This window comes from Phenylobacterium aquaticum (genome assembly GCF_022695515.1).
GTDB classification, from domain to species: Bacteria; Pseudomonadota; Alphaproteobacteria; order Caulobacterales; family Caulobacteraceae; genus Phenylobacterium; species Phenylobacterium aquaticum.
Genome location: NZ_JALDPT010000037.1, coordinates 41,716 through 53,338, shown reverse-complemented (window position 1 = coordinate 53,338; position 11,623 = coordinate 41,716). Strand labels below are relative to the sequence as shown.

Here is an 11,623-nt window from a genome sequence, read left to right as displayed (position 1 = left end):
GGCAACCTGGTCGACGCCGACCTCGCCAAGGAAAGCGCCAAGCTCACCTCGCTGCAGACCAAGCAGCAGCTGGGCGTCCAGGCGCTGTCCATCGCCAACAGCTCGTCCTCGGGTCTCTTGTCGCTCTTCCGCTAAGCCGAACGACGGCTTTCATTTCGAAGGGGCCCTCGGCGGATCGCCGGGGGCCCTCTTCATGTCCGCCCGTCCCCGCCTGATAGTTTTGCTGTGTCAGCTACGAGGTTTGCTGATAGTGAGCGCCAGACTCTAGGGGGATCGGATTCGATGGCGAGCGACCTGGACACCGACACGGCCGCCGCCCACGCCATGTTCCGGTCGTTCGACGGCATGGAGGGCGTGCCCGAGGTCGTCATCGCCCCGGCCAGGCGATCCCTCATCCAGACCCTGCGGGCCGTCTATCCGGGCGTCGTGGTGGCGCTCACCATCGCGCTCGCCGCCACCTGGCTCTCCCAGCACTATCACGCCCCGGTCATGCTGTTCGGCCTGCTGCTCGGCATGGCCTTCCACTTCCTGCACGAGGAAGGCCGCTGCGTCGCCGGGATCGAGTTCTCGTCCAAGGCCGTGTTGCGCCTGGGCGTCGCCCTCCTGGGCGTGCGGGTCACCGCCGAGCAGATCATGAGCCTGGGGCCGCAGCCGATCTTGATCGTCATCGTCGGCGTCATCTCGACCATCACGCTGGGCCTGCTGGTCGCCCCGCGCCTGGGCCGCAGCAAGGCGTTCGGCGTGCTGTCCGGCGGCTCGGTCGGCATCTGCGGCGCCTCGGCGGCCCTGGCCATCGCCTCGGTCCTGCCGCGCAGCAAGGACAGCGAGCGCGACACCATCCTGACCGTGGTCACGGTCACCGCCATGTCCACCGTGGCGATGATCCTCTATCCGCTGCTGGCCGCGCGCCTGCACCTGTCGCCCGCCCAGGCCGGGGTGTTCCTCGGCGGCACCATCCACGACGTGGCCCAGGTGGTGGGCGCGGGCTATTCGATCTCGCCCACGGTCGGCGACACGGCCACCTATGTGAAGCTGCTGCGGGTCGCCATGCTGGCCCCCGTAGTCTTCACCATCTCGGTCGTGGTCGCCCGCAACGGCGCGGCCGGCGGCAAGGGCAAGATCCCCGCCCCGCCGATCTTCCTGCTGGGTTTCGCCGCCCTGGTGGCGATCAACAGCCTGGGCTTCGTGCCCAAGCCGGTCGTCACCGCCGCCAGCGGGCTGTCCAGCTGGTGCCTGGTCACCGCCATTGCGGCGCTGGGCATGAAGACCTCGTTCAAGGACGTGTTCGCCGTCGGCTGGCGGCCCATCGCCCTGATGGTCGGCGAGACCCTGTGGATCGGCGGCTTCGTCCTCGCCGCCGTCCTGCTCAGCCGCTAGGCGCGGCGCCGCGACCGCCGCGCCCGGCGTTTCCGCGCCCAGATCACCACGCCGGTCACGCTCAGGGCCGCGACCACCAGCCCCATGCCCGAGATCAGGATCCGGCCCGGCAGGCCGAGGATGCGCCCGGAGTGCAGGGGGAACTGCGCCTGGACGAAGATGTCCGCCGCAGTCCCCTTCCAAGGCTGGCGCGCGCCCAGCAGCCGCCCGTCGCCGCCGTCGAAATACAGATAGGGCGGGCCGACGCCTGCGGCGCCGTGATCGCCGCCCGGGACATGGAAGGCGACGCCATAGATCCCGAACTCGGGGCTGTAGAAGGCGCTCCCGGCCGCGCGCGCCACCCGCGGTCCCGGGCCTCCCGCTGCGCGGCGGCGATGATGGGGCCATAGCCCAGCCGAGGCGTGATCGGGTGATCCGGAGACCGGGGCCTCCGGGTCTCGAACGGCCCCGGCGTGACCTGGGAGACCCGCGAGACCACCGGATAGAAGACCTCGCTGTAGAGGTTGAGCGAGAACGCCGTGAAGGCCACGGTGAACAGCACGCCCCACAGCCACAGGCCGAAGGCGCGGTGGATGTCGAAATGGACCCGATAGGCGCTGGCGCCGGTCTTGATCTTCCAGGCCGGCGCCCAGCGGGCCCAGAACCCGCGGCGACCCGTCGGCCCGACCGGCAGGGTCAGGTAGAAGCCGACGAAGCAGTCCGCGGTCCAGGCCAGGGCGACCGCCCCCATCAGCCAGATCCCCCAGCGATCAACGCCCCACAGGGTCGGGACGTGCAGGCTGTAGTGCAGCACATAGAGGAACGAGACGAAGGTCGCCCGGGTGATCGGCCAGACCGCGCCCCAGTCGCGCCGGCCGAGTTCCTGCCCCGTCGCAGGGTCCAGGAAGACCTGATTATAGCTCGGCGCGAACAGTCGCCCGGTCGCCGGATCCAGGCGCGGCGAGACGCCGATCGCCAGCGACCCGCCGGGTTCCGCAGCCAGGGGCAGGAAGGTCACCTGGATCCGCGGGTCCCGCGCCTCGACCTGGCCGGCGAGCGACAGGGGGGATATCGGCGCCCCTGCGGCCCGGGCCAGGAGCAGCTGGGGATTGAGCACCTCGTCCAGCTCATGATCCCAGGAAATCACCGCCCCGGTGAGGCCGGCGACGAACAGGAACCCGGCCGTGGCCAGCCCCACCCAACGATGGAGGAAGCCGAGATAGGGGCGCAGCGACATTGAACCGGCCCCGGTCAGAAGCTGTAGTTCAGGCTCAGCGAGACGCTGCGCGGGGCCGCGTAATAGGACTGGCTCCACATCAGGCTGGTCAGATACTTGGCGTCGCCGACATTCTTCAGATTGACCGTGGCCCGCACCTGGTCGGCCACCCGGACGCTCGCCATCAGGTCGAGGACCGCATAGGCCTTCTGGGTCACGACCGAGATGTCCTGGATGTGGACATCGTCCTGCCAGCGCAAGGCGGCCCCGACCTTGAGATCGCGCAGCTCCGGAACGCGGTAGGTGGTGGACAGCTTGAAGGTCTTGCGCGGCAGGTAGGGGCGGACCGCCGCGCCGTCATGTTTTTCGAAGCAGAGCTGGGTCCACCCGCCGGAGACCGCCCAGCGGTCATTGATCGCGCCGCTCGCCTCGAGCTCATAGCCGCTGACGGTCGTATCGACACCGGAATAGTAGCTCTTCCCGTCCGCGAAGCTGCCGGCGTAGTCCGCCAGGCCCAGCTGGCGGGACTGGAACACCGCGGCCGTGGCGTAGAGCCGGCCCTCCAGCCATTCGCTCTTGAGCCCCGCTTCGAAGCTCTCCCCATGGGCGGCGGCCAGCTTGCGGTGATCGACATCAACCTCGGACTGCGGATTGAAGATGTCGGTGTAGCTGGCATAGGCCGACAGCCGGGATGTGAGGTCATAGATCAGGCCGGCATAGGGACTGACCGCCGACTCCTCCCGCGAGGTGTCGACACTGTAGGAATAGCCCTTCGAGGTGAGCTTCAGGGCGTTGAACCCGACCACCGCCTTCAGCCGGTCGCTGAGGTTCAGATGCGCCGCCGCATAGGCCCGGTACATACGGTCGGTCTGGTCGGCGGTGAGCGAGGGGCTGGGATAGTCGGGCTCGGCGATCTGGGCGGTGCTCCAGTCCGCGACCGCCGGATAGGTCGGGACGGTCGTGGAAAAGCCCTCGTATTCGGTGGCGTAGGCCTGCGAGGCGTTGACCCCGACGACCAGCTCATGGGTCCGTCCCCCCAGGCTGACCGGCCCCGACGCATAGAGGTCGGCCATGTACTGCTGGTGCGTGGACGGATAGACGCCGGTCATGCCGATCACGCCAAGGCGCTCGCGGCGTCCGGATGGCCATAGGCGTAGAGCAGCTTGGCCTGCTCGTCAGAGCGGCGATAGGTTCCGACGCCCTTGATCCGCCAGCCGTTGTCGAAGCTGTAGCTCAGCTCTCCGAAGGCGGTCTGGTCGCGGACGTTCCACGAGGTCCAGTCGGCCGAGGTGGAGGCCGAAACCGGATAGGAAATGCGCGTCCCGTCGCTGTAGGTCATGGGCAGAGCCCCCCAGAGCACGCCCCTCGCCCGGTTATCCTGCAGGGAATAGCCCCCAGTCAGGTTCAGTTTCGGGGTGATGTCCCAGGACAGCACCCCGTAATAGACGTTCCGGTTGACGCCGTAGTGGTCGAGATAGGAGCCCTTGTCCTCATTGGCGTAGACCAGCCGGCCCGTGACGGTGGCCGCCGCGTTCAGCGGACCGGAGACATCCGCCTCCAGGCGCTTGTCGTCCCACGAGCCGTATTGCGCCGTGATCGCGCCACGGGTCTCCTGGGTCGGGCGCTTGCGGATGTAGTTGATGGTGGCCGAGGGATTGCCGGTCCCGGTCATCATCGCATTGGCGCCGCGCACCGCTTCGACCCGCTCATAGATCGCGGTGTCCAGATCGCCGAACTGGATGCCCCAGATCAGCGGCATGCCTACGCCGTCCACCTGGAAGTTGGTGATGTCGAAGCCACGGGCGTTGTAATAGGTGCGGTCGATCTCGACCTTTTCCACATTGATCCCGGGGATCTGCGTCAGCAGCTCGTTGGCGGTGGTGAGGGCGAAATCCTCGATCTGGCCCCGCGGGACCACGGTCACCGACTGCGGGGTTTCGCGCAGGGTGAGCCCCAGGCCCGCGACGGCCGAGGTCGAAACCCGTTCGCCCTGGACGACGACCCCTTCCACCTCCCCCGCCTCGACGCCGCTCGCCTCCGCGGCGTGGGCGTCCCCGGCCAGCCAGCCGGCGGCGAGAATGGTGGTGGCGAACAGGGTGGCGCCGGAAACTCGGGACATGGGACCGCTCTAGATGTAATTGCGAATGACTTGCAATTACCCGATAGGCGACTCCCTGCTGGCGAGTCAATGCGAGTGCGACTTATTCGCATATAAGGATCAGCCCTATCCCGGACGCCAAAGCGTCCGGGGGCCGCGTCGCCTAGTTCGCTAGGCCGAACACCACGCAGGCCCGGGCCTCCAGGCTCTGCACCGGGGGCTGCAGCGGCAGGCGGAAGTCGTCGGGGTTCAAGCCGGTTTCGGCGAGCCGCTTCTGCAGCATGGGCATGGCGGCCATGGGCGCCGGCGGGGGCGGCGACATGGCGACGTCATAGGCTTCGCCTCCCCCTCCTCCGCGCCCTGCCCCGGCGACCAGCACGTCGGTCTCGCAGGCCCGGCCGGTGGGATCGATCAGCTTCACCCCGCCCAGCTTGGCGCCGCTGGCCTCGACGGCGAGGCGCGCGCGGCGGGCGGCGTCCTCCACGGCGGCGCGGAACATCTGGGTCTTGATCTCATTGTCGGGCTCCAGCCGGAAATTGACCGGCTGGGTGGTCGAGGGCTTGGCCGAGAGCGCCGTCGCATAGACCTGCTCGATCAGGCGCACATCGCGCACCTCCACCGAGACGATGGCCGCGACCTGATAGGTCTTGATCTTGTCGGCCCGCTCATTGTCGACCAGCTGGCCGTCCTTGTCCCGGTACTGGTCGTAGAGCGGAGTGATCTGGAAGGTGGTGGCCACCCGCACCTTGTCGGCGCCATAGGCCGCCAGCACCGAGCCCAGGGCCTTGACCTTGTCGGCCGCGGCCTTGGTCGCCGCCGCGGGATCGCGATCGACCACGTGATAGGTCGCCTGGAAGGTGGCGCGATTGGCGGTGACCTCGCTGGTCACATAGCCGGACGAGGCGATGATCGGCTTGTCCATCCACCAGGGGGCCGGATCATAGCGGCCGGCCGGCGCGACGGGCGCGGTCTGGGCCAGGACGGGCGTCGCCACGGCGGCGAGGCACAGGCTGAGGATGAGGCGGCGCATGGAATCTCCCTGGGGCTGGCCGAACTCGTGCGGTCGGCTCCGGTTCAGCTCGCGCGGAGATTGAGCCAATTCTGCGCCCGACCAAAGGCCCTATGGCGCCGCTTGCCGCCCTAGCCGGGAAACAGGTCGTCCGGTCCCCGGCGCAGGGTGCGCAGCAACTGGTGCGTGGCCGTGTAGCTGGTCTCTTCCAGGCGCTCCATCATCGACCCGCGGATCACCGAGGCGGGCGCCATCACCCCGCGCGCGCCGACCCGCACGCAGAAACCGCGGTCGATCAGCAGGCTGACGTGCCGGCGGGTCGTCTCGTAGGACAGGCCCAGGAAATTGGCCACGCTCATCACGCTGACCGGACGGCGCAGTTCGTCGGGATACACCCCGTCCGGTCCCGGCCCGCCGGGGCCCGGCGTCAGGGTCAGATGCTGAACCCCGGCGCGCGCTATGGTCAGGAACACCACGCCGGCCAGCACATTGCCATCGAAGACCTCCGACAGGGCCGCGGCCACGCGCAGGAAATGGTCAAGGCTCGCCTTGGCGACATAGCGCCGCCGGGCGATCTCCTCTGTATCGGTTCGTCCCCCCGAACGACGCATGGGCGTGACCTGACTCACTTATGAAATAGCCGCAGGTTACGGATCGGGAGACCCAACCGCCCACTGGTCGGCTTCCCGGCAATAAAACCCAGGCACTCAAAGAAATGAAACACCGCGCGGCCATGCTCGCCCGATGGGCGGGACGACCGACTCCAAGAGCATAGCGGACGCAAAGGCTCGCGCGCGGCTCATCTACTCATTTTGAGCAATGAGTTTGGGCGGAATTCCCGCCTGAAGCGAAAACAGATTCCCCTGAAGCGCGAATTACGACTTTAGGAATACCGTTATCTACTTCTGTTATGCCTCGGACCTCGCGCCGGCCTCCCAGGCCAGGAACTCCGGGGTCTCCAGCAGGGCGCGGCCGTAGGCCACCGCCGCCGGCGAGGCGCCATGGTCCGCCAGGTCGATCTGGTAGGTGCGGATGCGGGTGGCGACCGGCGTGTAGAAGGCGTCGGCGATCGACCAGGCGCCCAGCAGAAACGGCCCGCCGGACCGGTCCAGCAGTCCGTTCCAGATCTCCACGATGCGCCGCACATTGCCCGCCGCCGCGTCCGACAGCGTCAGGTCGCGGGGGGCCAGCTCCAGCGCCATGGGGCATTCCGCGCGCAGGGCGGCGAAGCCGGCGTGCATCTCCGCCGCCGCCGCACGGCCCAGGGCCCGGGCCACAGGATCGGCGGGCCACAGGGCGGCGTCCGGAAAGCGCTCGTGCAGGAATTCGCAGATGGCCAGGGAATCGACCAGCACCAGGCCGTCGTCCTTCAGGCAGGGGACGAGGCCCGACGGCGAATGCGGTAGGATCGCCTCCCGCGTCATGTTGTTCTGCTGACGCAGGGAGATCAGGGTCTCGGTGAAGGGCGCTCCGGTCCGCTTCAGCGCCAGCCACGGCCGCATCGACCAGCTCGACCAGGCCTTGGTTCCGATCACCAGTTCCATCACGTCCCCCGCCCCAATTGCACGGACACTATTGGCGGTCGCCGCAAGCCGGCGTCTAGTGGACCCAAGATCAAAAAAGACATTCGAGGAAACGCACCCCATGACCGAGGCTTCCGCCCCGGCCCCCTACGGCGCCAGCATCTCCGACGGCGCCGGGGTCCCCATCCCCCTGGTCTCCGCGCCCTATCGCCGGTACGCCCTGTTCATCCTGCTCTGCGTCTACACGGTCAATTTTCTTGACCGTCAGGTCGTCTCGATCCTGGCCGAGCCGATCAAGAACGACCTGCACATCGCCGACTGGCAGATCGGCATGATGACCGGGGTCGCCTTCGCCCTGTTCTATACCGGCCTCGGCCTGCCGATCGCGCGCCTGGCCGAGAGCGTGAACCGCATCTGGATCATCGGCGCGGCGCTCACCGTGTGGAGCGGCTTCACCCTGGCCTGCGGCCTGGCCCAGAACTTCGTCCAGCTGGTGCTCGCGCGGATCGGCGTCGGGGTCGGCGAGGCCGGCTGCACGCCCACCGCCCACTCGCTGATCGCCGACTATGTGCCCAAGGAGAACCGCGCCTCGGCGCTCGCCTTCTTCTCCATCGGCACCCCGCTGGGCGGCCTGCTGGGCCTGGCCATGGGCGGCATCGTCGCCGACGCTTATGGCTGGCGCACCGCCTTCCTGCTGGCCGGCTTGCCGGGCCTGGTCTTCGCCGTGATCGTGCTGGGCACCCTGCGCGAGCCGCGCAAGGCGCTGGCCGCCGTCCAGGCCCGCGCCAACGCCCCGGGCAAGGGCCACTTCATGGCCACCCTGCGCTATCTGGGCGGCCGCCGGACCTTCTGGTTCATCGCCTTCGGCGCGGCGGTCCTGGCCTTCATCGGCTATGGCAACGCCCCCTTCACCGCCTCCTTCTTCTTCCGCAACCATCCGGCCGAGGTGGCCGCCATGGCCGCCCAAGTGGGGCTCAAGCGGCCGGCTTCCTGGGCCTGGCTCTGGGCCTGATCGGCGGGACCGCCGGCATCGTCTCCTCCTGGGTCGGCGGCTTCATCGCCGACAAGGCCGCCAAGCGGGATCTGCGGGCCTATATGAGCGTGCCCGCCATCGCCGCCGTGCTGACCCCCTGCTTCTTCATCACCGCCATGCTGGCGCCGAGCGCCACCACCGCGCTCGCCCTGCTGGTCCTGCCGGGTCTGCTGGGCTCGCTCTGGTACGGTCCGATCTATGCGACGGTCCAGGGCCTGGTGCCGCTACAGATGCGCACCACGGCGGCCTCGATCATCCTATTCATCATCAATCTGATCGGACTGGGCCTGGGCCCGCTGTTCGTCGGCGCGCTCTCCGACATCCTGGCCGGCCCCGTCGGTCTGGGCTCGGCCAACGGGGTGCGCTGGGCGCTGATCTGTTCCTCCAGCCTGGGCGTCGTCGCCTGCGGCCTGTTCTGGATGGCGCGCAAGTCGATCCGCGAAGAGATGGTCAGCTAGGCCCTAGAAGGTCGCCAGGTCGTCGGTCTCGGCGCGCAGCTGCGCCAGGAAGGCTTGCGTCTCCGCGACCCGCCCGGCCACCAGGGCCCGGCCACCCGGGGTCACCACCCGCGACGGCGCGGCGGCGAGGTTCTTCTCGATCATCTTGAGCGTGGCCGGTCCCGTCGGCGCGCCGCCGTTCGGATCGGCCAGGGCGATCATCCGGGCCACCCCGATCGCGCCCAGCCAGTCGAGGGCGTCGGCGTCATGCAGGTAGCGCGCCTCGGGCCCGACCGGATCGCGATAGTACATGTGGGTCCGGATCGCCGCCCGCACCGCGTCCAGCTTGGCGGCCGGGAAATCGGTCCCCGCCAGCACCCCCTCCACGGATTCCGCCGCCACGTCGCTGTGGTCGCGGGCCGCATCCCGCCAGGGCGCGAAGGCCGCCATGTCGTGCAGCTGGGCGGCGGCGAATAGGACGTCGTCGTCCAGGACCACATGGTCGGCGGCCGCCAGCCGCTTGGCGAGCCCATAGTCGCGCTGGGAATGGGAATAGCCCCAGGCCGGATTGCCGAAATGCTCGGCGCCCAGGGCCAGGACCTTGGCCCGCCAGCCCGACGCGGCGGGCGGCGGCTCTGCGAGCGCCGGAACCCCGAGGCTCAGGCCGAGGGCCAGGGCGATCGCCCACGACAGGACCGGTCTATGGCTCATGGCGGCCTCCAAGGCGCTGCAGCATCGCCATGAGACTAGGCCATCCCGCCCGCCAAGGCGATCAGACCTCGGCGGCGACCTCGCGCAGCAGGTCCCGCATCCAGACCATGGCCGGGTCCGCCATCCGGTCCGCAAGATAGATCAGCCCCAGTTCCACCTGCGGCGGCACATAGGGCGGCTCCAGCATGCGCAGCAGGCCGCTCTGCTTGGTCAGCCGCGCCATCCGCGCCGGCAGCAGGGCGGCCATGTCCGACTGGCGTACCACCGAGACGGCGGAATAGGTGTCGGGCGTCGTCACCCCGATGCGGCGCTTCAGCCCCTGGGCGCTGAGGATCGACTCGAAGGTGTCGGGGTCTTCCCAGCTGCCGGGGATGGTCATGCCGGCGCTGACATCGGTGCGCGAGCGGGCGATCACCACGTGAGGCACGCTGACCAGGGTCTCCAGGCTGATCGGGCCGGACGGCAGCGGATTCTCGGCCCGCACCACCCAGACCAGATGCTCGGTCAGCAGCACTTCCTGCACGAGCCGCGCAGGCCCCGAGGTGAAGCCACCGATGACGAAGTCGGCGCGGCGGCTGTCCATCTGCTCCAGGATGTCGGGCCCGAACTCCGAGATCACCAGGCCCGCATTGGGCGCCTCGCGCGCCATGCGCTCGACCAGCCTGGGGACCAGCACGCCGCAGGTATAGGCGCCGGCCATCAGCACGAAGCGCCGCTCTGTGGTGGCGGGATCGAAGGTCGAGGGCGCGAAGGCCGCCTGCAGCTGGGCCAGCGCGCTGTTCACCTGCGGCCCGATCTCCAACGCCCGCGGGGTCGGCTTCAGGCCGCGCGGATCACGGACGAAGAGATCGTCGTCGAGGGCGTATCTGAGGCGGCCCAGGGCATGGCTGACCGCCGACTGCGACAGGCCCAGCCGCGCGCCCGCCCGGGTGGCGTTGCGCTCCTGCAGCAGGACGTCGAAGACCCGCAGGAGATTCAGGTCTAATCTATGGATATGCAATTCATTCATTTACAGCGTGACTACATATCATTTCCGTCATCATGACGCTTGGCCTATTTGCACATTCCGCAACGGCGCCTCCCACCAGAGTCGCGCCGCGATCCAATCTGCGAATGAAGTTCTGAAAGGACGCACCTCTTGAGCGATGCAGAGGGTGGTCGGCCTGTCGCCGAAGTGACTTATGGACGTGAGAGCTGGCTGCGCCGCTGGCGCTGGCCCCTGATCGTGGGCGGTCCCGCCGCGATCCTGGTGATCGCCATCGTCGTGGTCCTGACCGGCGGCCGCTATCAGTCGACCGACAACGCCTATGTCCAGATCGCCAAGGCGCCCGTCAGCGCCAGCGTCGGCGGCCGGGTGATCGCCGTCTATGTGCATGAGAACCAGCAGGTCCATGCGGGCGAGCCCCTGTTCCGCCTCGACACCCGCGACGCCCAGGCCAGCGCCGCCCAGGCCGTGGCCGATGTCGCCCAGGCCGAGGTGCAGGTCCGCTCCCTGCAGGCCGCCTATCAGACCGAGCAGGCCAATCTGTCCGGCGCCGAGAGCACGCTCGCCTTCGCCAATCGCGAGGCCGCCCGCCAGAAGGCCCTGGTCGCGGCCGGCGTCGCCTCCCAGCAGGAGGCGGACGCCGCCGCCCACAGCGCCCAGCAGGCCGCCGACGCCGTCGCCGCCGCCCGCCAGCGCACCGCCCAGGCTCTCGCTAATCTGAACGGCCATCCGGACCAGGCCGTCGACAGCCAGCCCGCCGTGCTGGCCGCCCGCGCCAAGCTCGAGCGCGCCAAGCTGAACGTCAGCTATGGCGTGGTCGTCGCGCCCGCCGACGGGATCGTCACCCGCGTCGACCAGCTGCAGGTCGGCGGCTATGTGAACCCGTCCCAGACGGTGTTCTGGCTGATCTCCGGCAAGCCCTGGATCGAGGCCAACTTCAAGGAAGACCAGCTGGCCAAGATGAAGGTCGGCCAGCATGTCGACATCAAGGTCGACGCCGCCGCCGACGCCAAGCTGACCGGCCATGTCGCCAGCTTCAGCCCCGGCGCGGGCTCGGCCTTCTCCGCCCTGCCGGCCCAGAACGCCACCGGCAACTGGGTGAAGGTGACCCAGCGCCTGCCGGTCCGTATCGACTTCGACCAGCCGCCGCCCGCCATGGCCGGCCGCGCCGGCCTCTCGGCCTCGGTCAAGGTCGACGTCAAGTCCCCGGGCGCGGTCGAGCGGACGCCGCCCGCGGCCGGCTGAGGCCCATCCC

General features: G+C 68.9%; 12 protein-coding genes and 1 pseudogene. 5 read left to right on the top strand and 8 right to left on the bottom strand.

Features of this window, described 5'->3' with window-relative positions; genetic code table 11:
* Both MQH10_RS21685 and MQH10_RS21680 read left to right on the top strand, forming a co-directional pair.
* Positions 1-135 (top strand): flagellin (locus MQH10_RS21685; protein ID WP_272887084.1); only part of this gene is annotated, 135 nt, incomplete at its 5' end.
* A gap of 147 nt (positions 136-282) precedes the next feature.
* Positions 283-1,377: a YeiH family protein gene (locus MQH10_RS21680; protein ID WP_242566060.1), complete on the top strand. Its 1,095-nt coding sequence runs from the start codon at positions 283-285 to the stop codon at positions 1,375-1,377.
* 89 nt (positions 1,378-1,466) lie between these two features.
* Here the strand turns inward: MQH10_RS21680 and MQH10_RS21675 are convergent.
* The 6 genes and pseudogenes from MQH10_RS21675 to MQH10_RS21650 all read right to left on the bottom strand — a co-directional run.
* A pseudogene (locus tag MQH10_RS21675) lies at positions 1,467-2,593 on the bottom strand (PepSY-associated TM helix domain-containing protein); the annotation flags it as partial.
* Positions 2,594-2,607: 14 nt separating this feature from the next.
* On the bottom strand, positions 2,608-3,681 hold the full coding sequence (locus MQH10_RS21670; RefSeq protein ID WP_242566062.1) for a TonB-dependent siderophore receptor: 1,074 nt from the start codon (positions 3,679-3,681) through the stop codon (positions 2,608-2,610).
* Between the two features lie 5 nt (positions 3,682-3,686).
* Entirely contained in the window at positions 3,687-4,691 is a 1,005-nt protein-coding gene (locus tag MQH10_RS21665) for a TonB-dependent siderophore receptor (RefSeq protein WP_242566058.1), read from the bottom strand.
* Between the two features lie 142 nt (positions 4,692-4,833).
* Positions 4,834-5,700 carry an SIMPL domain-containing protein gene (locus MQH10_RS21660; RefSeq protein WP_242566057.1) on the bottom strand — a complete coding sequence of 289 codons (867 nt, stop codon included), beginning with the start codon at positions 5,698-5,700 and terminating at the stop codon, positions 4,834-4,836.
* Positions 5,701-5,810: 110 nt separating this feature from the next.
* Positions 5,811-6,290, bottom strand: a complete 480-nt coding sequence (locus MQH10_RS21655) for a helix-turn-helix domain-containing protein (RefSeq protein WP_242566056.1) — start codon at positions 6,288-6,290, stop codon at positions 5,811-5,813.
* 297 nt (positions 6,291-6,587) lie between these two features.
* Positions 6,588-7,223: a glutathione S-transferase family protein gene (locus tag MQH10_RS21650; protein WP_242566055.1), complete on the bottom strand. Its 636-nt coding sequence runs from the start codon at positions 7,221-7,223 to the stop codon at positions 6,588-6,590.
* 100 nt (positions 7,224-7,323) lie between these two features.
* On the opposite strand from MQH10_RS21650, the gene MQH10_RS21645 reads away from it, so the two are divergent.
* On the top strand, positions 7,324-8,214 hold the full coding sequence (locus tag MQH10_RS21645) for a spinster family MFS transporter (RefSeq protein ID WP_242566054.1): 891 nt from the start codon (positions 7,324-7,326) through the stop codon (positions 8,212-8,214).
* Between the two features lie 83 nt (positions 8,215-8,297).
* Entirely contained in the window at positions 8,298-8,693 is a 396-nt protein-coding gene (locus MQH10_RS21640; RefSeq protein WP_242566053.1) for an MFS transporter, read from the top strand.
* Positions 8,694-8,696: 3 nt separating this feature from the next.
* On the opposite strand, the gene MQH10_RS21635 is transcribed toward MQH10_RS21640, so the two are convergent.
* Both MQH10_RS21635 and MQH10_RS21630 read right to left on the bottom strand, forming a co-directional pair.
* Complete coding sequence (locus MQH10_RS21635; RefSeq protein ID WP_242566052.1) at positions 8,697-9,383, bottom strand: HD domain-containing protein; 687 nt, start codon at positions 9,381-9,383, stop codon at positions 8,697-8,699.
* A 61-nt stretch (positions 9,384-9,444) separates the two neighbouring features.
* Positions 9,445-10,392, bottom strand: a complete 948-nt coding sequence (locus MQH10_RS21630) for a LysR family transcriptional regulator (RefSeq protein ID WP_242566051.1) — start codon at positions 10,390-10,392, stop codon at positions 9,445-9,447.
* A gap of 129 nt (positions 10,393-10,521) precedes the next feature.
* Here MQH10_RS21630 and MQH10_RS21625 point away from each other — a divergent pair, with 129 nt between their 5' ends.
* Positions 10,522-11,613 (top strand): HlyD family secretion protein, encoded by a 1,092-nt coding sequence (locus tag MQH10_RS21625; protein ID WP_242566050.1) that lies wholly within the window; start codon positions 10,522-10,524, stop codon positions 11,611-11,613.
* Positions 11,614-11,623: the final 10 nt, after the last annotated feature.